Origin of the sequence: Streptomyces sp. NPDC021020 (assembly GCF_044333285.1) — a bacterium.
GTDB lineage: Bacteria > Actinomycetota > Actinomycetes > Streptomycetales > Streptomycetaceae > Actinacidiphila.
The window spans coordinates 411,360-432,359 of sequence record NZ_JBIRQQ010000003.1 but is presented as its reverse complement, the minus strand read 5'-3'; the positions used below and the strand labels follow the sequence as shown (position 1 = coordinate 432,359).

The window sequence follows — 21,000 nt, the reverse complement described above, 5'->3', positions numbered from 1 at the left end:
CCCCTTACGGGACAAGGTCCCCCCTCTGGGGGTGAGTTGGCGCATCCGCGGGGGGGGTTGGTTGTCGTGCCGGGGTGCCCCTTGCGGTGGCGTTCGCGATCTTCCCCCGGTGGGGGCTTGTCGCGCAGTTCCCCGCGCCCCTGAGGGGTTGCCACTTGCGGCGGGCGGGCGGCTTTCCCCGGTCGTGGGTTACGCGCGCAGTTCCCCGCGCCCCAAAAACGCTCACCCTCGCTCGCCAGGCCAGCGCCCGCCAGGGGCTCGCGCATGCCGCGCAGGGCGGCAAACCAGGGGCGCGGGGAACTGCGCGACCAGCCCACCGCCGGTGGAAGATCGCGACACCCACCGCAAGGGGCATCCCGGGGCGTACGGGTCAGGACCAGCGTTGCGTGCAGGTTTGGAGGAGGGAGACCGCGGCGACGCCCGCCGTGGAGGTGCGCAGGACGGTGGGGCCCAGGCGGTACGGGGCGGCTCCGGCCTCCGCGAAGGCGGCCAGCTCCTCGGGGGCGACGCCGCCCTCGGGGCCGACGACGAGGACGAGGGACCCGGCGGCGGGGAGCGCCGCGGTGGCCAGCGGCAGGGAGCCCTCCTCGTGGAGGACCCCGGCGAAGTCCGCCGTGCGCAGCAGCTCGCAGAGCTGACGCGTGCTCACGAGGTCGCCGACCTCGGGAAACCTCAGCCGCCGGGACTGCTTCGCGGCCTCCCGCGCCGCGGAACGCCACTTCGCGAGCGACTTCGCGCCCCGCTCCCCCCGCCACTGCGTCACACAGCGGCCCGCCGCCCACGGCACGACCGCGTCGACCCCGGCCTCGGTCATCGTCTCGACGGCGAGTTCGCCGCGGTCGCCCTTCGGCAGGGCCTGGACGACGGTGATCCGCGGCGCGGGCTCCTCCTCGGCGCGGACCTCGCGCACCTCGACGTCCAGCTCGTCCTTGCCGCGGGCCGCCGCGACGACGCCGTACGCGCCGCGCCCGGCCCCGTCCGTCAGGACGACCTCCTCGCCCGGCTGGAGCCGCCGTACGGACACCGCGTGCCGCCCCTCGGGCCCGTCCAGGGTGACGAGGCCGGGGCCGCCGTCGAGCGCGGCGGGCCCGACCAGGAAGACCGGCGCGGTCATGCCGCCACCTCCCGCGCGGCCCGCATCTCCTCGACGAGCAGCTCCACGAGCCGCCCCGCGGACTCCTCGCGGGCCAGCCGGTGGCCCTGCCCGGCCCACAGCGCCATGCCCTGCGCGTCCCCGGCGGCCGCGGCCGCCTTGCGCAGCGGGGCGGTCAGATGGTGGATCTGCGGATAGCCGGGCGGCGCGTACGGCCCGTGCTCGCGCACGAAGCGGTTGACCAGGCCCCGGGCCGGGCGCCCGGAGAAGGCCCGGGTCATCTCGGTGCGGGTGAAGACCGGGTCGGTCAGCGCCTGCTTGTGCAGCGGGCTCGCCCCGGACTCCGGGCACACCAGGAACGCCGTGCCGAGCTGCGCCGCGTCCGCGCCCGCCGCGAGCACCGCGGCGACCTGGCCGCCGCGCATCAGCCCGCCCGCGGCGGTCAGCGGCAGCGCCACCGCCTCGCGTACCTGCGGCAGCAGCGCGAGCAGGCCGTCGCCGGTGCCGTCGAGCAGCGGCTCGTCGCGGTGCGTGCCGCGGTGGCCACCGGCCTCCATGCCCTGGACGCACACCGCGTCGGCGCCCGCGGCCTCCGCGGCCTGCGCCTCCGCCACGGTGGTGGCCGTCACGACGGTGTACGTGCCCGCCTTCCGGAAGGCGTCCAGCACCGCGCGGGCGGGGCAGCCGAAGGTGAAACTCACCAGCGGGACGGGGTCCTCCAGCAGGATCGCGACCTTGGCCTCGTACGCGTCGTCGAGACCTGCCTCCGGGTCGCCGAGCGGCACGCCGTACCAGGCCTCCTCACCGGCCAGCTGCTCGGCGTACACCGCCACCGCGGAGGGGTCCGTCGCCGCGGGCTGCGGCAGGAAGACGTTCACCCCGAAGGGCTGCGTGCTCTGGTCGCGGAGCTGGCGGATCTCCTCGTACATCGCCTCGGGCGTCTTGTAGCCCGCCGCCAGGAACCCGAACCCGCCGGACGCGGCCACCGCCGCGGCCAGACGCGGATTCGCCGCGCCGCCCGCCATCGGGGCCTGCACGATCGGATGCGCCGAGAATTTCGGCAGGTTTGCCGCAGCAGCCATGAGCTCACCCTATGTCCTCGCCGGACGCGCACATTCTGCTCCGCAGGGCGAGCTTTCGGGGGCGCGTGGAGGCCGCGCTTGCCGCGCCGGGCAACCACCAGGGGCGCGGGGAACTGCGCGCTCAGCCCTCCACCGGCCGGTGGTCCGGTACGAACCGAACTGCCCCTTCGGGCCGGTGACTACGCGCGCCACCGTCGTGGCTGGTCGCGCAGTTCCCCGCGCCCCTAAAAAACGCTCGCCCGGCGCCGTATGCGCACCCTCCCCGCGCCCAAAAAACGCTCGCCCCGCGCGGCACGCGCAACCTCCCCGCGCCCTGAAAACGCTCGCCCCGCGCGGGCAGGCACAGCGCCCCACCGCGCAAAGGCGACGCTCGCCCCGCGCGGCACGCGCAGCGCCCCGACGCGCCCGGCGGAAAGGCGCCGCCCGCGCCGGGGCGAAGGTCACAGCGGCACGCGCTCAGCGGCCGTTGAAGGCGTCCTTGAGGCGGGAGAAGAGCCCCTGCTGGCCGGGGGCGAACTGGCCGGTGGGGCGCTCCTCGCCGCGCGCCTTCGCCAGGCGGCGGATCAGCTCCTCCTGCTCGGCGTCGAGCTTGTTCGGGGTCACGACCTCGACGTGGACGACGAGGTCTCCGCGGCCCCCGCCGCGCAGGTGGGTGATGCCGCGCTGGTGGAGCGGGATCGACTGGCCGGACTGCGTGCCGGGCCGGATGTCGATCTCCTCCAGGCCGTCCAGCGTCTCCAGCGGGCACTTCGTGCCGAGCGCCGCCGCGGTCATCGGGATGGTGACCGTGCAGTGCAGGTCGTCGCCGCGGCGCTGGAAGACGGCGTGCGGGGTCTCGCGGATCTCGACGTAGAGGTCACCGGCGGGGCCGCCGCCGGGGCCGACCTCGCCCTCGCCCGCGAGCTGGATGCGGGTGCCGTTGTCGACACCCGCGGGGATCTTGACGGTGAGGGTGCGGCGCGAGCGGACCCGGCCGTCGCCCGCGCACTCGGGGCAGGGGGTGGGCACGACCGTGCCGAAGCCCTGGCACTGCGGGCAGGGCCGCGAGGTCATGACCTGGCCGAGGAAGGAGCGGGTGACCTGGGAGACCTCGCCGCGGCCGCGGCACATGTCGCAGGTCTGCGCGGCGGTGCCGGGCGCGGCGCCCTCGCCGTTGCAGGTGCCGCAGGTGACCGCGGTGTCGACCTGGATGTCCTTGGTCGTGCCGAAGGCGGCCTCTTCGAGGTCGATCTCCAGCCGGATCATGGCGTCCTGCCCGCGCCGGACGCGCGAGCGCGGACCGCGCTGCGACGACTGGCCGAAGAACGCGTCCATGATGTCGCTGAAGTTCCCGAAACCGCCGCCGAAGCCGCCGCCCGCCGCGCCGCCGGTGGCGGACAGCGGGTCGCCCCCGAGGTCGTAGACCTGCTTCTTCTGCGGGTCGGAGAGCACCTCGTAAGCGGCGTTGATCTCCTTGAACCGCTCCTGCGTCTTCGGGTCGGGGTTGACGTCAGGGTGCAATTCCCTCGCAAGACGGCGGAAGGCCTTCTTGATCTCATCGGGACCTGCGTCGCGGCGTACGCCCAGGACGGCGTAGTAGTCCGTGGCCACTTACGACTCCGCCAGGATCTGTCCGACGTAACGTGCCACTGCGCGTACCGCTCCCATCGTTCCGGGGTAGTCCATGCGGGTCGGTCCGACCACGCCGAGTTTGGCGACTGCCTCGTCGCCGGAACCGTAGCCGACGGCCACGACCGAGGTGGAGTTGAGGCCCTCGTGAAAATTCTCATGTCCGATCCGCACGGTCATCGCGGAGTCGGTGGCCTCGCCGAGCAGTTTCAGCAGCACCATCTGCTCTTCCAGTGCTTCGAGCACGGGTCTGATCGTGAGCGGGAAGTCGTGGTTGAACCGGGTGAGGTTCGCCGCGCCTCCCAGCATGATGCGCTCCTCGGGGCGCTCGACGAGTGTTTCCAGCAGGGTGGACAGGACACCGGCGACGGCGGGCCGGTCGTCGGCCTCGAAGCTCTCCGGCAGATCCGCCACCAGCGGGGGCACGTCGGCGAAACGGCGGCCGACGACCCGGCTGTTGAGCCGCGCCCGCAGGTCGGCGAGCACGATCTCGGTGACCGGGGCCGCGCAGTCGACGAGGCGCTGCTCGACCCGGCCGGTGTCGGTGATGAGCACCAGCATCAGCCGGGCGGGCGCGAGGGCGAGCAGTTCGACGTGCCGGACCGCGGAGCGGGTCAGCGACGGGTACTGCACGACGGCGACCTGCCGGGTGAGCTGCGCCAGCAGCCGTACGGTGCGGGCCACGACGTCGTCGAGGTCGACCGCGCCCTCCAGGAAGTTCTGGATCGCGCGGCGCTCGGCGGACGAGAGCGGCTTGACACCGGCCATCTTGTCGACGAAGAGCCGGTAGCCCTTGTCGGTGGGGATGCGTCCGGCGCTGGTGTGCGGCTGGGCGATGTAGCCCTCGTCCTCCAGCACCGCCATGTCGTTGCGCACGGTCGCGGGCGAGACGCCGAGGTTGTGGCGCTCCGTGAGCGCCTTGGAGCCGACCGGCTCCTCGGTGCCGACGTAGTCCTGAACGATGGCGCGCAGGACTTCGAGTCTGCGTTCGCTCAGCATCGCGCACCTCCAGCCGGTCGTTTTCGTGCCAGTCCGTACCCTGGCACTCCGCGGTTTCGAGTGCCAGCTTCCCCGGAGCCAGTGTACGGCGAGGCAGCAAGGGCTCGGCAAGGGTGCGGCGCACCGGGTCCGGTGCCGGGTCTGTCCGCCGGGTCCGGGGAGGCGGCGGCGGACGGCGCCGCGGCGGCGATACCGTCACCCCCGTGGAATCTGTGGACGGTACGGAGGATCCGGGTACGGGTGGTTCGGGCGGTACGGGTGGTACGTCGTGGGAGCAGCTCGCTCCCGGGGTGGCCCGGCGCCGGCTGCCGCATCTCGACGTGACGATCGGCCTGGTCGTCGGTGCCGACGCGGTGCTGCTGGTGGACACCGGCTCGACCCTGCGCGAGGGCGCCGAGCTGCGCGCGCAGGTCACCGCGCTCACCGGGCGTGACGTGACGCACATCGCCCTCACGCACGCCCACTTCGACCATGTCCTCGGCACCGCCGCCTTCCCCGGCGCCGAGATCTACGCGCACCGCGGCCTCGGCGGCCACCTGCGGACGGCGGGGGACGCGCTGCGCGCCGACGCCGTCGGGTACGGCACCGACCCGGAGGAGGCCGCCGAGGCGGCGGAGGCGCTGGCCGCCCTCACCCTGCCGACCCGGCCGGTCGCCGGGGAGACCGTCATCGACCTGGGCGAGCGCTTCGTGCGGCTGGTCCACCCCGGCGCCGGGCACACCGCCCACGACCTGGTCGTGGTGGTGCCCGGCGGCACCGCGAGCGACCCCACGGTGGTCTTCTGCGGCGACCTCGTCGAGGAGTCCGGCGAGCCCCAGGCGGGCGACGACGCCGTCCCCGACCGCTGGCCGGGCACCCTGGACGCCCTCCTCGCCCTCGGCGGCGAGACCGGCCGCTACGTGCCCGGCCACGGCGCGGTGGTCGACGCGCGCTTCGTCCGCGCCCAGCGGGACGCGCTGGCCCAGCGGTTCGCCGCCGGGAGCTGACCCGGGCTCGTTACGATCGCCCGCATGCGCAGCAGGACGTACGACGGCGATCTCACCCCACCGTGGAAGAAGTCGGCCCCCGCCCCCGAGGTCCCGGCCGACGCCGATCTCGTGGTCGAGGAGGCCGCGACCGGCTTCTGCGGGGCGGTGGTGCGCTGCGAGAAGACCGCGGAGGGGCTGACCGTCACGCTGGAGGACCGCTTCGGCAAGCACCGGGTCTTCCCGATGGTGCCGGGCGGCTTCCTCATCGACGGCCGCGCCGTCACGCTGGTACGCCCGCAGGGCGCGCCGAAGCCGCGCGGGCCGCTGCTGTCCGCGTCCGGCTCGATCGCCGTCCCGGACGCGAAGGCGCGCGTCGCGCGCGCCGGGCGCATCTACGTCGAGGGCAAGCACGACGCGGAGCTGGTGGAGCGGGTGTGGGGCCACGACCTGCGGGTCGAGGGCGTCGCGGTGGAGTTCCTGGAGGGCGTGGACGACCTCCCGGCGGTGGTCGCCGCCTTCGGCCCGGCGCCGGACGCGCGGCTCGGCGTCCTCGTCGACCACCTCGTGCCCGGCTCGAAGGAGTCCCGGATCGCCGCGCAGGTGTCCGGGGCGGACGTCCTCGTGGTGGGCCACCCCTTCGTCGACGTCTGGGAGGCCGTCAAGCCCGCGTCGGCCGGCATCCCCGAGTGGCCGCGCGTGCCGCGGGGCCAGGACTGGAAGACGGGTGTCTGCGACGCGCTCGGCTGGAACATGAGCACGGGCGAGGCGTGGGCCCGCATCCTGGCGGGCGTGCGGTCGTACAAGGACCTGCGGCCCGAGCTGCTGGGGGCGGTGGAGCGGCTGATCGACTTCGTGACCGTCCCCTGAGGCCCCTGGGGCTCAGTCCGTCAGGTCGCGGACCACCGCGTCGGCCAGGAGGCGGCCGCGGAGGGTGAGGGCGGCGCGTCCGGCGGCGTACGGCGCGGGGTCCAGCAGGCCGTCGTGGAGGGCGCGGGCGGCGGCCGCGCGGCCCGCGTCCGTGAGGATGTCCAGCGGGCAGCCCGCCGCGAGGCGCAGCTCCAGGAGGACGCGCTCGACGCGGCGGTCCTCGGCGCTCAGGATCTCCCGGCCCGCGCCGGGCGTGCGGGCTTCGGCGAGGGCCTGGGCGTACGCGCCGGGGTGCTTCACGTTCCACCAGCGCACGCCGCCGACGTGGCTGTGCGCGCCGGGGCCCGCGCCCCACCAGTCCGCGCCGGTCCAGTACAGCTCGTTGTGGCGGCACCGGGCGGCGTCGGTGGTCGCCCAGTTGGAGACCTCGTACCAGGAGTAGCCGGCCGCGGAGAGCCGCTCGTCGGCGATGAGGTAGCGGTCGGCGTGCTCGTCGTCGTCCGTCATCGGCACCTCGCCGCGGCGGATGCGCGAGGCCAGCCGCGTACCGTCCTCGACGATCAGGGCGTACGCCGAGACGTGGTCGGGGGCCGCGCCGACCGCCGCGTCCAGGGACGCGCGCCAGTCGTCGTCGGACTCGCCCGGCGTGCCGTAGATCAGGTCGAGGTTGACGTGGTCGAAGCCCGCCGCGCGCGCCTCGGCCACGCAGGCCTCCGGGCGGCCCGGCGTGTGGGTGCGGTCCAGCACCTTCAGCACGTGCGGGCGCGCGGACTGCATGCCGAAGGACATCCGGGTGAAGCCGCCCTCGCGCAGCTCCGCGAGATACGCCGGGTCGACGGACTCCGGATTCGCCTCCGTCGTGACCTCCGCGCCCGGCGCGAGCCCGAACTCCTCGCGGATCGCGCGCAGCATGCGGACGAGGTCCGCGGCGGGCAGCAGGGTGGGCGTGCCGCCGCCCACGAAGACGGTCTCGACCTCGCGGGGGTCGTCGCCCAGCACCTTGCGGGCGAGCCGGATCTCGTCGATCAGGACGTCGGCGTAGTTCTCCCGCGAGGCGAGCGCGCCGCCGGAGCCGCGCAGCTCGGTCGCGGTGTAGGTGTTGAAGTCGCAGTACCCGCAGCGGGTGGCGCAGTACGGGACGTGCAGGTAGAACCCGAGCGGACGCGCCGCCGCGCGGACCAGGGCCTGCGCGGGCAGGGCCCCGTCCCGGGGCACGGGTTCGCCGTCGGGCAGTACGGAGGGCATCCCCCCAGTATCCGCCACCCGGCGGGTGCCCCTCCCCGGGCGCCCCGGGGTGCCTCTTGCGGCAGTGCCGCGACCTTACTGTCCGTGGGTGGCCGGTCGCGCAGTTCTCCCCCAGGCTCCGCCTGGGAGGTGCCCCCACACGCCCCTCAAAACGCTCGCCCTGCGCAGTAAGAGGCTGCTCCTGCCGCGCAGGGCAACACACCAGGGGCGCGGGGAACTGCGCGCGCAACCACACACCGGCGGAAGATCGCGCAGCCACCGCAAGTGGCACCCCGGGGCGTACCCCCCTCCCGGGGCGGCGAGCCCCTACGCCTCGCGGGAGCCCGCGTACATCTCGTCGACCAGGGGGGCGAATTCCCGCTCCACGACGGGGCGCTTGAGCTTCAGGCTCGGGGTGAGGTCGCCGTGCTCGACGTCGAGGTCGCGGGGCAGGACGCGGAACTGCCGGATCTCCTCCCAGCGCTGGAGGCCGCTGTTGACCGCCTGGACGTAGCCGTCCATGAGAACGCGGACCTCGTCGCTGCGGACGAGGTCGGCGTACTCCCGGCCGCCGAGGCCGTTGTCCTCGGCCCAGCCGAGGAGGGCCGGCTCGTCGAGGGCGATGAGCGCGGTGCAGAAGCTGCGGCCGCCGCCGAGGACGAGGACGTTGCTGACGTACGGGCACTCCGCCTTGAAGCGGCCCTCGACCTCCGCGGGGGCGATGTACTTGCCGTTGGAGGACTTGATGAGGTCCTTCTTGCGGTCGGTGATCTTCAGGAAGCCGTCCGGGGACAGCTCGCCGATGTCGCCGGTGTGGAACCAGCCGTCCGCCTCCAGGACCTCCGCGGTCTTCTCGGGGAGGCCGTGGTAGCCCTGCATGATGCCGGGGCCGCGCAGCAGGACCTCGCCGTCCTCCTCGGCGATGCGGACCTCCAGGCCCGGGAGGGCCTTGCCGACCGTGCCGGTGCGGTAGTTCTCGCCGGGGTTGACGAAGCTCGCGGCGCTGGACTCGGTGAGGCCGTAGCCCTCCAGGATGTGGATGCCCGCGCCGGCGAAGAAGTAGCCGATCTCGGGGGCGAGCGCGGCGGAACCGGACACGCAGGCGCGCAGCCGGCCGCCGAAGGCCTCGCGGAGCTTGCCGTAGACGAGCTTGTCGGCGAGCGCGTGCTGCGCGCGCAGTGCGACGGGGGCGGTCGGGACGCCGGTGAGCCGCATGCTGTTCTGCGTGGCCTTGGCGTACTCGCGGGCGACACCCGCGGCCCACTGGAAGATCTTGTACTTGGCGGGGCCGCCCGCACGGGCCTTCGCGGCGACGCCGTTGTAGACCTTCTCGAAGATGCGCGGCACCGCGGCCATGTAGGTGGGCTGCACGACCGGCAGGTTCTCGATGATCTTGTCGACCCGGCCGTCGACCGCGGTGATGTGCCCGACGGCGATCTGCCCGGCGGTGAGCACCTTGCCGAAGACGTGCGCGAGCGGCAGCCACAGGTACTGCACGTCCTCGGGTTCGAGGAGGTCGATGGCCTGGATGGCGCGCGCCATGTAGGACCAGCAGTCGTGCGGCAGCCGTACGCCCTTGGGGCGGCCGGTGGTGCCGGAGGTGTAGATGAGGGTCGCGAGCTGGTCCTTGGTGAGGGCGGCGACCGCGTCGGTCACGGCCGCGGGGTGCTGCGCCAGGTACGCGTCGCCGCGCTTCTCCAGCTCGGCGAGCGAGAGGACCCAGCCGTCGCCGGACTCGTCGAGCGCGCCCTCCGGGTCGATCACCACGACGTGCGCCAGGTCGGGCAGCTCGGAGCGCCGCTCGCGCGCCTTGGCCAGCTGCGCGGCGTTCTCGGCGACCAGGACGCGGCTGCCGGAGTCGGCCAGGATGAACGCGGTCTCCTCGGCGTTGGTGCTGGGGTAGACCGTCGTGGTGGCCGCGCCCGCGCACAGCACGCCGAGGTCGGCGAAGATCCAGTCGACCGAGGTGTTGGCCGCGATCGCGACCCGCTCCTCGGGGCGCACCCCGAGGTCCATCAGCCCGGCCGCGATCGCGTGCACCCGCCGGGCGGCGTCCGCCCAGGTCAGCGACTCCCAGTCATCGGGCCCCTCGCCGCTCTCCGGCGGCACCGGGTAGCGGTACGCCTCGGCGTCCGGGGTGTCCGCGACCCGCTCCAGGAAGAGCGCCGCCACCGAGGGCGGCCGGTTCTCTAGCAACGTCTGTGTGTCGGTCACCGTCATCCTCCGGGCACGAGCGCGTTCTTCTTAACTCACCAGTAACCTATCCGTCGGATCAGAGTAGAGGCCCGGCGCCCGGTGCGTAAGAGGGAAACTCCAGCGCATCGGGGCCGGGCCTCGGGACGGGGCTACTTCCTCGGTCTACTTCTTGGACTTGGACTCGCCGCCGTCGGAGTCCGTGGAGAGCACCGCGATGAAGGCCTCCTGCGGCACCTCGACGCTGCCGACCATCTTCATCCGCTTCTTGCCCTCCTTCTGCTTCTCCAGCAGCTTGCGCTTGCGCGAGATGTCACCGCCGTAGCACTTGGCGAGCACGTCCTTGCGGATCGCGCGCACCGTCTCGCGGGCGATGACCCGGGCGCCGATCGCGGCCTGGATCGGCACCTCGAAGTTCTGCCGCGGGATCAGCTCGCGCAGCTTGGCGACCAGCCGCACACCGTACGCGTACGCCTTCTCCTTGTGGGTGATCGCCGAGAAGGCGTCCACCTTGTCGCCGTGCAGCAGGATGTCGACCTTGACCAGGTCGGCGCTCTGCTCGCCGGTGGGCTCGTAGTCCAGCGAGGCGTAGCCGCGGGTCTTGGACTTCAGGTTGTCGAAGAAGTCGAAGACGATCTCGGCGAGCGGCAGGGTGTAGCGGATCTCGACCCGGTCCTCGGAGAGGTAGTCCATGCCGAGCAGGCTGCCGCGCCGGTTCTGGCACAGCTCCATGATCGCGCCGATGAACTCGGTCGGGGCGAGGACCGTGGCCCGTACGACCGGCTCGAAGACCTCGTCGATCTTGCCCTCGGGGAATTCGCTCGGATTGGTGACGACGTGCTCCTGGCCGTCCTCCATCAGCACCCGGTAGACGACGTTCGGCGCGGTCGCGATCAGGTCGAGGCCGAACTCGCGCTCCAGCCGCTCGCGGACCACGTCCAGGTGCAGCAGGCCGAGGAAGCCGACGCGGAAGCCGAAGCCGAGGGCCGCGGACGTCTCCGGCTCGTAGACCAGGGCGGCGTCGTTGAGCTGCAGCTTGTCGAGGGCCTCGCGCAGCTCGGGGTAGTCCGAGCCGTCCAGCGGGTAGAGGCCGGAGAAGACCATCGGCTTGGGGTCCTTGTAGCCGCCGAGCGCCTCGGTGGCGCCGGCGCTCTGGGTGGTGATGGTGTCACCGACCTTGGACTGCCGGACGTCCTTCACCCCGGTGATGAGGTAGCCGACCTCGCCGACGCCGAGCCCGCCGGCGGGCAGCATCTCGGGCGAGTTGGTGCCGATCTCCAGCAGCTCGTGGGTCGCGCCGGTGGACATCATCCGGATCCGCTCGCGCTTGGTGAGCTGCCCGTCGATGACCCGGACGTAGGTGACCACGCCGCGGTAGGAGTCGTACACCGAGTCGAAGATCATCGCGCGGGCGGGCGCGTCGGCCACGCCGACCGGCGCGGGCACGTCCCGCACCACCCGGTCCAGCAGCGCGTCCACCCCGACGCCGGTCTTCGCCGAGACCCGCAGCACGTCGGCGGGGTCGCAGCCGACCAGGTTGGCCAGCTCCTCGGCGAACTTCTCCGGCTGCGCGGCGGGCAGGTCGATCTTGTTCAGCACCGGGATGATGGCCAGGTCGTTCTCCATCGCCAGGTACAGGTTCGCCAGCGTCTGCGCCTCGATGCCCTGGGCCGCGTCGACCAGCAGGATCGTGCCCTCGCACGCGGCCAGCGAGCGCGACACCTCGTAGGTGAAGTCGACGTGGCCGGGGGTGTCGATCATGTTCAGGATGTGGGTGCCCGGGGTGCCGTCGGTGGGCTGCCAGGGCAGCCGGACGGCCTGCGACTTGATCGTGATGCCGCGCTCGCGCTCGATGTCCATCCGGTCGAGGTACTGCGCGCGCATCTGCCGCGCGTCGACGACCCCGGTGAGCTGGAGCATACGGTCGGCGAGCGTCGACTTGCCGTGGTCGATGTGCGCGATGATGCAGAAGTTGCGGATCAGCGCCGGGTCGGTACGGCTCGGCTCCGGCACGTTCGCCGGCACGGATGAAGGGGTCGCGGGCACGCAGGGTCCATTTTCTCGCGAGGCGCGGCACCCGGCGTGGGTCGGGGCGGCCTGGCTGGCTGGTCGGATCGATACGCAGCCTCCATACTCCCACGGCTGGCGGCCCCCGGGCGGTTTGGGAGCCGCCAGGTGCTGCTGGTAATCTGGACCGCTGTGTCTCGTGCTCGCGTGCTGTCCGCGCGCGGACAGACGTTGAAGGACGTTGAAGGACGCAGCAGACCGAAGAATCCCGAACCTGAGAAGGCTCTTTCGTGGCGAACATCAAGTCCCAGATCAAGCGCAACAAGACCAACGAGAAGGCGCGCCAGCGCAACAAGGCGGTCAAGTCCGAGCTGAAGACGGCCATCCGCCGTACGCGTGAGGCCGTCGCCGCCGGTGACAGCGCGAAGGCCGAGGAGGCCGCGCGCGCCGCCGCCAAGAAGCTGGACAAGGCTGTCAGCAAGGGCGTCATCCACAAGAACCAGGCCGCCAACAAGAAGTCGGCCATCGCGCAGTCGGTCTCCGCGCTCCAGGGCTGATCACCCGCGGTCGACGGCACCGCGGGCAACCGGAAGAAGCGGCCCCTCTACCGCCCGGACCCGCAGCACCTCGACCCCGCGCCGCACGCGGACGTTCGCCACGTGCCCGCGGCGCACGCGCACACTGCTCTGCTTCTGCTGCCCGTCCGGGTCCTCCCGGGCGGGCAGCAGGCATGTACGGGCATCGGTGGGTGTCGATACCCTCACCGTATGTCGACGCCGCCGCAGCCTGGGCAGCCGGGCCCCCAGCCGTACCAGAACCCGCAGATACCGGGCCAGCCCCCGGCGCAGCCGCCGACCGGCGGCGGTTACGGCGCGCCCGTGCCCGCCCAGCACAACCCGTACGCCCAGACCTCCCCCGGCTTCGGCCCGCCGCAGCCCGGTCCCTACGGGGCGCCGCAGCAGCCGGGTGCCCCCGGGATGCCGCCGGTGCCGGGCGGCGGGCAGGGCGCCGGTCAGGGCAAGGCGGGCAAGGCCGTGCTGTGGGCGGTCGTCGGCGCGGCGGTGGCCTCCGCGCTGTGGGCCGGCGGGGTCTTCGTCCTCGGCAAGGACTCCTCGTCGGCGCCGAGCCTGCACGGCTACAAGTCGGTCAAGGACCTGTGCACCACCGCGGACCTGAGCGCCTTCAAGGAGAAATACCCGGAGGACGACGACAACCCGACGACGTACACCAGCGACCGGCCCGCCCTGGTGCAGATGTACTGCAGCAAGGGGCTGGACCAGGAGGACTCGTCGGCGTCCACCGGCTACGTGTCGGTCGAGGCGGACCTGCACCGCAAGGCCGACCCGGCTCCGGAGTTCGAGGACCACTGGCGGAGCTTCGGCGACCACGGGCCGGATCCGGACTCCAACTACAAGGTCACGTCGGTGGACGGCATCGGCGACGAGGCGTATCTCGTCACCCAGGACACCGTGCCGAAGAGCTCGGACTCCGACAGCTCCGACACCTCCGACACCGGTGACCGCACGGTGGTGCTCGCGGTGCGCGACGGCGGGCTCACCCTGACGCTGTCCTGGGACATCTACTCGGTGGAGGCGAGCGACGACGAGCCCTCGCTCGACCAGGGCACCGAGTGGGTCAAGGCCTCGGCGAAGGCGACGATGGCCAACCTCAAGAAGTGACCGCCCGCCCGGGTGCGGCAGCGCCCGCGGTCAGCCGCGGGCGCGGGCGGCGCGAGCGATCGTGACGACGGCCTTCTCCAGCGCGTACGCCGGGTCGGCGCCGCCGCCCTTGACCGCGGCGTCCGCCTCGGCGACCGCGCGCAGCGCCACCGAGACGGCGTCCGCGGTCCAGCCACGCATCTGCTGCCGGACCCGGTCGATCTTCCACGGCGGCATGCCCAGGTCGCGGGCGAGCTGCCCCGGATTCGCACCGCGCGGCGCGGAGGCGAGCTTGCCGATCGACCGCACCCCGGAGGCCAGCGCGAAGGTGATGCCAGGCGCGGGCTGCCCCACCGCGAGCGCCCAGCGCAGCCGCTCCAGCGCCTCGGCCGCCCGCCCGGTCACGGCGAGGTCGGCCACCTCGAAGCCGGTGGCCTCGGCGCGGCCGGTGTAGTAGCGGCGCACCACCGGCTCGTCGATCGTGCCGTCGGTGTCGGCGACGAGCTGGGCGCACGCGCTCGCCAGCTCCCGCAGGTCACTGCCCAGCGCGTCGACCAGCGCCTGCGTCGCCTCGGGCGTGGCCGACCGGCCCAGGGTGCGGAATTCGGTACGGACGAAGGCCAGCCGGTCGGCGGGCTTGGTCATCTTCGGGCACGCCACCTCGCGCGCGCCCGCCTTGCGTGCCGCGTCCAGCAGCGCCTTGCCCTTGGCGCCGCCGGCGTGCAGCAGCACCAGGGTGATCTCCTCGGCCGGCGCGGCCAGATACGCCTTGAGCTCCTTGACCGTGTCGGCGGACAGGTCCTGCGCGTTCCGGACCGCGATGACCTTGCGCTCGGCGAAGAGCGACGGGCTGGTCAGCTCCGCCAGGGTGCCGGGCTGCAGCGCCTCGGGCGCGAGATCCCGCACGTCGGTGTCGGAGTCGGCCTCGCGCGCCGCCGCCACGACCTCGCGCAGGGCGCGGTCGAGCAGCAGCTCCTCCTGGCCCACGGCGAGCGTGAGCGGGGCGAGCAGGTCGTCGGGAGCGGTCTTCTTGGCCATCGCGGACCAGCATCGCACGCCGCACCGACAGCCCGGTCCGCCGGAGGTACGTCCGCCGGCGGCCGCGCCCCGGCCGCCGGCATGGGGGTCCGGCGGCCGGGGCGGGCAGGTGCGGGACCCGGCGCCGCGTCCAGGCGCCGGGCCCCGCGGTCCGGGGTGGTACGGGGTGGTGCGGGGGGGGTCAGCTCGCGGAGCAGGAGACCGTGGGCCAGGTGGTGGAGCCGTTCTTCTGGACGGTCACGCCCCAGTTGTTGCCGCTGCCGTTGGGCTTGGCGACGAGCGTCTGGGCGTTGGGGTAGCTCGCGGTGATGTTCCAGGTCGACATGATCTTCTCGGGCGCCGGGACGTTCATCGTGACCGTCCAGTTGCTGGAGCCGGAGACCGCGACGTTGAGGTTGTAGCGGTCGCTCCACGAGGTGCCCGCGGAGAGCGTCGCGGTGCAGCCGCCGCCGCTGCCGCCGGTGCTGCCGCCGGTCGTGGTGCCGCCCGTCGTCGTCCCGCCCGTGGTGGTGCCGCCCGTGGTGGTGGAGCCGCCGCCGTCGGGGGCGACCGCGCGGCCGGTCTGCGGGGAGATCATGCCATAGCACAGGCCCCGGCTGGCCAGGCCCTGCGCGATGCGCGGGATCGCGGCCAGGGTGTTGGCGGGCCATTCGTGCATCAGGATGACCTGGCCGTTGGTGAGCCGGGCGTTGGCGGCCACGATGGCGTCGGTGCTGGCACCGTTCCAGTCCTGCGAGTCGACGTCCCAGATGACCTCGGTCAGGCCGTACTTGGCCTCGACCGACTTCAGGGTGGAGTTGGTCTCGCCGTACGGCGGCCGGAAGAGCTTCGGCGTACCGCCGCCCGCGGCCGCGATCTTCTGCTGGGTCTGGCCGACCTCGGAGTCGATCTGGGCCTGGCTCTCCTGGATCAGGTGCGGGTGGGTGTAGCTGTGGTTGCCGACCCACATGCCCGCCGCGACCTCGGCCGCGACCTGCGAGGGGTACGAGGCGGCGTACTGGCCCTCGTTGAACATCGTCGCGCGCAGGCCGTTCTGCTTGAGCGCGTTGAGGATCGCCGGGGTGTGGTCGTTGGAGGGGCCGTCGTCGAAGGTCAGGCCGACGTAGCCGTTGCAGGTGGCCGCCTGCGAGGGGGTGGAGTTGACGGTCGCGGCGACGACGCCGGTCGCGGCGAGCGCGGCCACCGCGAGGCCCGCGATCAGGGTGCGGGAGGTGGTGCGGGGCGTGTCAGTCATGGGGGGATCTCCGCTGCGGACGGGCGGGCGGCCCGTGTCGGGCCGCCCGCCGCCGGACGAGGGGTGGTGGAGCGTCAGCCGACCTTGCAGGAGAAGGTGGGCCAGGTGGTGGAGCCGTTCTTCTGCACCGTCAGGCCCCAGTTGTTGCCGCTGCCGTTGGGCTTGGCGGTCAGGGTCTGGGCGTTGGGGTAGCTGGCGGTGATGTTCCAGGTCGCCATGACCTTCTCGGGGCTCGGGACGTTCGCGGTGACGGTCCAGTTGCTGGAGCCGCTCACCGAGACGTTGAGGTTGTAGCGGTCCGACCAGGAGTCGCCGGCCGTGACGTTGGCGGTGCAGCTGCCGCCCGTGCCGCCGCTGCCGCCGCCGGTCGTGCCGCCCGTGGTCCCGCCGGTCGTGCCGCCGGTGGTGCCGCCCGTGCTGCCCCCGCCGCCGCTGGAGCCGACGGTGATGTTGGAGCTGCCGGAGGAGCCGTAGCCCTCGGTGGCCAGGATCTCGTAGTTCGGGGTGCCGAGGTTCAGGCCCGCCTGCGACCACGCGTTGAAGATGGTGGAGACGGTGATGGTGCCGCCGGTGCGCTTGGCCTGGCGGACGGCCCAGTACTGGTAGAACGTCGCGGTGCCCTGGATCGAGGGCTGGTTGACGCGCTGCGTGCGGTACAGGTCGTACGTGCTGCCGTCACTGCTGACCGAGCCCAGCCGGGTGGCGCCGCTGCTGGGGTTGTAGCTGCCGTAGTTCTCGACGATGTAGTACTCGATGAGCGGGTTCGTGGTCCAGCCGTACAGCGACAGGTAGCAGTTGCCGTTGCAGTTCCAGGAGCCGGAGTAGGTCACGGGCGAGGTGTTGCCCGGGTTCCAGCCCTTGCCGGCCACGAAGTTGGTGACGTTGTTCCACGTGGTGCTGTACTGGCCGCCGGAGCCCATCGTCATCGAGGCCTGGCCGCTGTTCTGGCTCCAGAACGAGTAGAAGTACCCGTTGTTGGTGCCGGTGCTGTTGGAGTTGACGGTCGTGTCGGCACTTGCGGTGCCCGGCATGACGAGGGCGGCGACGCCGACGAGCGCGGTCGTCAGGAACGCGCTGAGGAGCAGGCGTATCCGGCCCTTGGCAGCGGTGGGGGGACGGTTCACAGGTGTCCTCCTGGAGGGATGCCCGGTGGGTGCGGGCAGCGCGACATGGCCCCGTGGCAGGGGCGGTCACTTGTGGGGGATGGCTCGGACACCCCGCTCGGCGGCTCGTGCGGGAGGGCCCGGAAAGCCCGGGCCGCGGTGCGGTCCGGGTGACGGGTGGTGCGGTCTCAACGGCGAACAGTGTTGATCCGCCCCCGTCAACTGTCAACAGTTTCGGCGAAGTTAGCGAAACCTTCGGCTGGCGCGGGAGAGCGTGGCACAGTGTTGTGCCAGGCCACGGCACACCGGAAGGGGATGAGCGACGAGAGCGTCAACGGATAGCGGGGTTGTTGCCCCGAAGATCACGGGTGTCGGCTCCGAAATTTTCGTAAACATTCCGGATGTTTGCGCGGTGGAACGGGTCAGGCCGCCGGGGTCGTGGCCGGGGGGCGGGTCATGAAGACGTCCACCGGGTCCTCGGACTCGACGGTGAAGCCGTGCCGTGCGTAGAGCCGGCGGGCGGGGCTGCCCTGGAGCACGTTCAGGCGCACGGTCTGCCCGCGTGCGTCGGCCTGCGCCAGCACCGCCCGCAGCACGTCGGAGCCGAGGCCGCGGCCCTGGTGGCGCGGGGCGAGGTAGAAGTGCTCCAGCACCTGCCCTCCGCCCTCGGCGGGGCGCAGCGTGACGGAGCCCGCGACGTCGTCGCCGACGACGATGATCGCGGTGTGCGCGGTGGAGAAGGAGTCGCGCAGCCGCTGCCGTACCCGGTGCTCGTCGTAGCGGCCCAGGCGCTCCAGGTCCGGGCGCATGACCACCGCGCGCAGGTCCGCGAGCGGCTCCAGATCCGCGTCGGTGGACGGCCGCAGGTGCCAGGACGGCGGCTGCGCGGGGGCGGGGGGCGGGGCGGCGCTCATCCCGGAAGTATCCCATCGCACCCCCGCTGACCTGCGGCGGGGCCTGAGGTCAGGCAAGCTGTGCGGCTTCTTCGGGCTGCCCGGGTTTCGGGAGGTGGCGCAGCCGCGGTATCGGGGACGGGAGCAGCCACAGCGCGCCGAGCGTGGCCGCGACGGTCACGGCCCACAGCGCGGGGCGCAGCCCGATCGCGGAGCCGAGGAGGCCGCCGCCGAGCGCGCCGAGCGGGCGCACCCCGTAGTTGACCATGCGGAAGGCGCCGGACACGCGCGAGCGCAGGGCGTGCGGGATGACGGCGGCCTTGAGCGTGTCCGCGGCGATGTCGAGCAGCATGACACCGAGGCCGGCTGCGAACTCCGCGACGAAGAAGGCGGCGAGCACGAGCGGGGTGGGGCCGCCCGCCATGGGCACGAGCACCAGCGGGGCGGGGAAGGCGACCGCGCCCAGCGTGAGGGCCGGGCCGATGCCGATCGCCCGCACGATCCGCCCGCTGACCACCGAGCCGAGCAGGCTGCCGACCGCCCCGGCGCCGATGACCAGGCCCAGCGTCCCGGCGCCCAGGCCCAGGCCGTCGACCGCGTAGAGGACGACGAGGGTGCTGAAGGCGAAGTTGAAGAGGTTGATCGTGGCGACGCAGGAGAGCATCGGGCGCAGCAGCGCGGAGCGCCCGACGAAGCGCAGCCCCTCGGTGAGCTGGCCGCTGGCGCGCGGCACGGCAGGCGGCTCCGCGGGCGCTATCCGGGCGAGCTGCCAGGCCGAGACGACGTAGGAGGCCGCGTCCACGAGCAGCGCCAGCGGGGCGGCGAGCACTTGCACCAGCAGGCCGCCGGCGCTGGGCCCGGCCATGAAGGAGAAGGCCCGGCTGCCGCTGACCAGCGAGCTGCCGGTGACGTAGCTCCCCCGGTCGACGAGGGACACGAAGAGCGTGGCGTTGCAGACGTCGAAGGCGACCGCGAGGGTGCCGACGGCGAAGACGACGGCGCAGAGCTGGGCGAAGGTGAGCACGCCGAGGGCGTAGGCGAGCGGGACGGACGCCATGAGCGCGGCGCGGCCGAGGTCGGCGGCGATCATCGCCTGGCGGCGGCGCCCGCGGCGGTCCGCCCAGACCCCGCCGTGCAGCGAGAAGAGCAGGGCGGGCAGCAGCCCGGCGAAGCGCAGCCAGCCCATGCCGGTGGGCCCGGTGTGCAGCACCAGGACGGCGGCGAGCGGCACGGCGAGGTAGGTCACCTCGTCGCCGAAGAGGGAGACCGTCTGGCCGGTCCAGTAGCGCCGGAACTGCCGCTCCCGCAGCAGCGCGGGCGCCCGGGCCGCGAGCGCGCGGACGGCGGTGGCGGTGGCGGTGCTCACGGCTCTTCCCGGGGATCCGGGGCGGGGGCGGGGTCCGGGCCCGGGGCAGGGGCCTCGGGTGCTTTCGGCTGCTCGGGGGCGACGTAGCCGGTGTGCAGGTAGGCCACGCGGCGGGCGGCCGCGTTGCGGTGCGCCGGGTCCTGGCCGCGCTCCGCGTACTCCGCGATCACCGCGTTGATCCGCTCCCCCAGCGCGGACAGCTCCTCGGGGGTGAGGTAGAGGATCGCGTCGGAGTACGTCTCGGCCTGCTGCCATGCGGGGGGCAGCGTGTGCCGCAGCTCGCGGGCCCGCATCAGGCGGTGGAACTGCGACTCCGCCACGGCGACGCTCAGCGCCTCGGCGGCGTCGGCGACCGCCGGGTCCGTGGAGTAGGTCGGCCAGTCGGTGTACGACGCCGTGGCCCGCCACGGCTTCTCCCGCCCCGCCGCGCCCGGCTCCGCCTCCTCGACGAGGCCGTACTTCGCCAGTATCCGCAGGTGGTAGGAGCAGCTGGCGACGGACTCCCCCGTCAGCTCGGCCGCCCGCGTCGCCGTGAACGGCCCCTCCATGCGCAGCAGCCCGACCAGCGCCATCCGCGTCGGGTGGGCGTACGCGCGCAGGGCGCGGGGGTCGCTGAGGTGGATCTGGTGGTCGAGCGGCTTCTCGGGCATGTATCTCACGATAGCTTTCTAAAGATTCCTTTAGCAAGAGACCTTTAGCGTCAAGGCAAGGGGATACGTACGGGGGCGGCGGCCCCGGGTCAGCGGTCGAGCAGCGTGTGGACGGCGTCGGCGAAGGCCCGGACGCGGGCGGTGGCGGCGTCGGCGCGCCAGTGCAGGGCCCACTCCACGGGCGGGGCGTCCCGGAAGGGGACGTAGGCGACGTCGGGGCGCGCGTAGTAGCGGCGGGTCTGGGCGCCGACGACGAGGGCGCCCCGGCCCGCGCCGACGAGGGTGAGCAGCTCGTGGAAGGTCGCCGCCGCCGGGCCGTGCGCGACCGGCCGCCCGGCCGGGGTGGCGTGGGGCGCGCGGTCCTCCTGGAGGGAACGCGGCGCGTGGTCGGGCAGCCGCAGCAGCGTCACCCGCGCCAGATCCTCCAGGGACAGCGACGCACGGCGGGCGAAGGGGTGCCCCGCGGGCACGGCGAGCATGCGCGCCTCACCGATCAGCACCGGCCCGGAGGCGATGCCGGGCCCGTCCACCGGGAGGCTCGCCAGGACGAGGTCGGCCTCGCCGTCGCGCAGCCACGCCACGACGTCCGCGGGCAGCACCTCGCGGATCCGGACCTCGCAGCCGGGCGCCTGCTCCCGGAAGAGCTCGGCGGCCCCCGCCAGGAGCTGGCCGCCCGCGGCGCCCGCGAACGCGACGCCCAGCGTGCCCGTGAGCCCTCGGCCGGCCTCGACCGCGGCCCCGTACGCCGCCGCGATCCGCGCCCACGCCGGCCGCACCTCCTCCACGAGCCGCCGGCCGACCGGCGTCAGCTCCACCCGGCGGCTGGTGCGCGCGAACAGCGGGGCGCCGACCCGGCGTTCGAGCTTCGCGATCGTCTGGCTGACCCGGGCGGTGGTCAGGTGCAGCCGCTCCGCGGTCCGGCCGAAGTGCAGCTCCTCGGCCAGCGTGAGGAACGCCTCCAGCTCGTGCCGCTCCAGCATCGCGCCGCCCCCGCATCGTCAAGCCCGCCTTGACGAT

Annotated in this window: 18 protein-coding genes; 4 read left to right on the top strand and 14 right to left on the bottom strand. The window is 73.3% G+C overall.

Going from position 1 to position 21,000, the window contains the following annotated elements; translation table 11 throughout:
• Window positions 1-370 precede the first annotated feature (370 nt).
• The 4 genes from ACH4SL_RS10365 to hrcA form a co-directional block, all read right to left on the bottom strand.
• On the bottom strand, window positions 371-1,114 hold the full coding sequence (locus tag ACH4SL_RS10365; protein ID WP_398443374.1) for a 16S rRNA (uracil(1498)-N(3))-methyltransferase: 744 nt from the start codon (window positions 1,112-1,114) through the stop codon (window positions 371-373).
• Window positions 1,111-2,175 carry a nitronate monooxygenase gene (locus ACH4SL_RS10360; protein ID WP_398443371.1) on the bottom strand — a complete coding sequence of 355 codons (1,065 nt, stop codon included), beginning with the start codon at window positions 2,173-2,175 and terminating at the stop codon, window positions 1,111-1,113. The genes ACH4SL_RS10365 and ACH4SL_RS10360 overlap by 4 nt, the downstream gene beginning before the upstream one ends.
• 456 nt (window positions 2,176-2,631) lie before the next feature.
• Entirely contained in the window at window positions 2,632-3,765 is a 1,134-nt protein-coding gene (gene dnaJ / locus ACH4SL_RS10355; RefSeq protein ID WP_398443369.1) for a molecular chaperone DnaJ, read from the bottom strand.
• Window positions 3,766-4,782 (bottom strand): heat-inducible transcriptional repressor HrcA, encoded by a 1,017-nt coding sequence (hrcA, locus tag ACH4SL_RS10350; protein WP_398443367.1) that lies wholly within the window; start codon window positions 4,780-4,782, stop codon window positions 3,766-3,768. It abuts the gene before it with no gap.
• Between the two features lie 212 nt (window positions 4,783-4,994).
• On the opposite strand from hrcA, the gene ACH4SL_RS10345 reads away from it, so the two are divergent.
• Both ACH4SL_RS10345 and ACH4SL_RS10340 read left to right on the top strand, forming a co-directional pair.
• The gene (locus tag ACH4SL_RS10345) at window positions 4,995-5,768 is read left to right on the top strand and encodes an MBL fold metallo-hydrolase (RefSeq protein ID WP_398444083.1); all 774 of its coding nucleotides are present in this window, start codon (window positions 4,995-4,997) and stop codon (window positions 5,766-5,768) included.
• 24 nt (window positions 5,769-5,792) lie between these two features.
• On the top strand, window positions 5,793-6,617 hold the full coding sequence (locus ACH4SL_RS10340; protein WP_398443365.1) for a DUF3097 domain-containing protein: 825 nt from the start codon (window positions 5,793-5,795) through the stop codon (window positions 6,615-6,617).
• 12 nt (window positions 6,618-6,629) lie between these two features.
• On the opposite strand, the gene hemW is transcribed toward ACH4SL_RS10340, so the two are convergent.
• The 3 genes from hemW to lepA form a co-directional block, all read right to left on the bottom strand.
• A complete protein-coding gene (gene hemW / locus ACH4SL_RS10335; RefSeq protein ID WP_398443363.1) occupies window positions 6,630-7,862 on the bottom strand; it encodes a radical SAM family heme chaperone HemW in 1,233 nt (410 codons plus the stop codon).
• Between the two features lie 306 nt (window positions 7,863-8,168).
• On the bottom strand, window positions 8,169-10,055 hold the full coding sequence (locus ACH4SL_RS10330; protein ID WP_398443361.1) for an AMP-dependent synthetase/ligase: 1,887 nt from the start codon (window positions 10,053-10,055) through the stop codon (window positions 8,169-8,171).
• 144 nt (window positions 10,056-10,199) lie between these two features.
• Window positions 10,200-12,080 carry a translation elongation factor 4 gene (lepA, locus tag ACH4SL_RS10325; protein WP_398443359.1) on the bottom strand — a complete coding sequence of 627 codons (1,881 nt, stop codon included), beginning with the start codon at window positions 12,078-12,080 and terminating at the stop codon, window positions 10,200-10,202.
• Between the two features lie 251 nt (window positions 12,081-12,331).
• Between lepA and rpsT the strand changes: the two genes are divergently transcribed.
• Window positions 12,332-12,598: a 30S ribosomal protein S20 gene (gene rpsT / locus ACH4SL_RS10320; protein WP_398443357.1), complete on the top strand. Its 267-nt coding sequence runs from the start codon at window positions 12,332-12,334 to the stop codon at window positions 12,596-12,598.
• 210 nt (window positions 12,599-12,808) lie between these two features.
• Entirely contained in the window at window positions 12,809-13,720 is a 912-nt protein-coding gene (locus ACH4SL_RS10315) for a hypothetical protein (RefSeq protein ID WP_398443355.1), read from the top strand.
• Window positions 13,721-13,750: 30 nt separating this feature from the next.
• Here ACH4SL_RS10315 and holA read toward each other — a convergent pair whose 3' ends face one another.
• The 7 genes from holA to ACH4SL_RS10280 form a co-directional block, all read right to left on the bottom strand.
• Window positions 13,751-14,737, bottom strand: coding sequence for a DNA polymerase III subunit delta (holA, locus tag ACH4SL_RS10310; protein WP_398443353.1), 987 nt, complete (start codon window positions 14,735-14,737; stop codon window positions 13,751-13,753).
• A 181-nt stretch (window positions 14,738-14,918) separates the two neighbouring features.
• Entirely contained in the window at window positions 14,919-15,971 is a 1,053-nt protein-coding gene (locus ACH4SL_RS10305) for a polysaccharide deacetylase family protein (RefSeq protein ID WP_398443350.1), read from the bottom strand.
• Between the two features lie 74 nt (window positions 15,972-16,045).
• Window positions 16,046-17,095: a glycoside hydrolase family 11 protein gene (locus ACH4SL_RS10300; RefSeq protein WP_398443348.1), complete on the bottom strand. Its 1,050-nt coding sequence runs from the start codon at window positions 17,093-17,095 to the stop codon at window positions 16,046-16,048.
• A 401-nt stretch (window positions 17,096-17,496) separates the two neighbouring features.
• The gene (locus ACH4SL_RS10295; RefSeq protein ID WP_398443346.1) at window positions 17,497-17,988 is read right to left on the bottom strand and encodes a GNAT family N-acetyltransferase; all 492 of its coding nucleotides are present in this window, start codon (window positions 17,986-17,988) and stop codon (window positions 17,497-17,499) included.
• Between the two features lie 49 nt (window positions 17,989-18,037).
• A complete protein-coding gene (locus tag ACH4SL_RS10290) occupies window positions 18,038-19,333 on the bottom strand; it encodes an MFS transporter (RefSeq protein ID WP_398443344.1) in 1,296 nt (431 codons plus the stop codon).
• Entirely contained in the window at window positions 19,330-19,983 is a 654-nt protein-coding gene (locus ACH4SL_RS10285) for a winged helix-turn-helix domain-containing protein (RefSeq protein WP_398443342.1), read from the bottom strand. The genes ACH4SL_RS10290 and ACH4SL_RS10285 overlap by 4 nt, the downstream gene beginning before the upstream one ends.
• Before the next feature lie 89 nt (window positions 19,984-20,072).
• Entirely contained in the window at window positions 20,073-20,963 is an 891-nt protein-coding gene (locus tag ACH4SL_RS10280) for a LysR family transcriptional regulator (protein WP_398443340.1), read from the bottom strand.
• Between the last annotated feature and the right edge of the window lie 37 nt (window positions 20,964-21,000).

What these genes read in the sequence shown, in the direction of transcription:
- ACH4SL_RS10365 (WP_398443374.1), bottom strand. Translation starts at nt 1,114, where the DNA reads ATGACCGCGCCGGTCTTCCTGGTCGGGCCCGCCGCGCTCGACGGCGGC.
- ACH4SL_RS10285 (WP_398443342.1), bottom strand. Translation starts at nt 19,983, where the DNA reads ATGCCCGAGAAGCCGCTCGACCACCAGATCCACCTCAGCGACCCCCGC.
- ACH4SL_RS10315 (WP_398443355.1), top strand. Translation starts at nt 12,809, where the DNA reads ATGTCGACGCCGCCGCAGCCTGGGCAGCCGGGCCCCCAGCCGTACCAG.
- ACH4SL_RS10340 (WP_398443365.1), top strand. Translation starts at nt 5,793, where the DNA reads ATGCGCAGCAGGACGTACGACGGCGATCTCACCCCACCGTGGAAGAAG.
- ACH4SL_RS10295 (WP_398443346.1), bottom strand. Translation starts at nt 17,988, where the DNA reads ATGAGCGCCGCCCCGCCCCCCGCCCCCGCGCAGCCGCCGTCCTGGCAC.
- ACH4SL_RS10280 (WP_398443340.1), bottom strand. Translation starts at nt 20,963, where the DNA reads ATGCTGGAGCGGCACGAGCTGGAGGCGTTCCTCACGCTGGCCGAGGAG.
- ACH4SL_RS10360 (WP_398443371.1), bottom strand. Translation starts at nt 2,175, where the DNA reads ATGGCTGCTGCGGCAAACCTGCCGAAATTCTCGGCGCATCCGATCGTG.
- hemW (WP_398443363.1), bottom strand. Translation starts at nt 7,862, where the DNA reads ATGCCCTCCGTACTGCCCGACGGCGAACCCGTGCCCCGGGACGGGGCC.
- hrcA (WP_398443367.1), bottom strand. Translation starts at nt 4,782, where the DNA reads ATGCTGAGCGAACGCAGACTCGAAGTCCTGCGCGCCATCGTTCAGGAC.
- ACH4SL_RS10305 (WP_398443350.1), bottom strand. Translation starts at nt 15,971, where the DNA reads ATGACTGACACGCCCCGCACCACCTCCCGCACCCTGATCGCGGGCCTC.
- holA (WP_398443353.1), bottom strand. Translation starts at nt 14,737, where the DNA reads ATGGCCAAGAAGACCGCTCCCGACGACCTGCTCGCCCCGCTCACGCTC.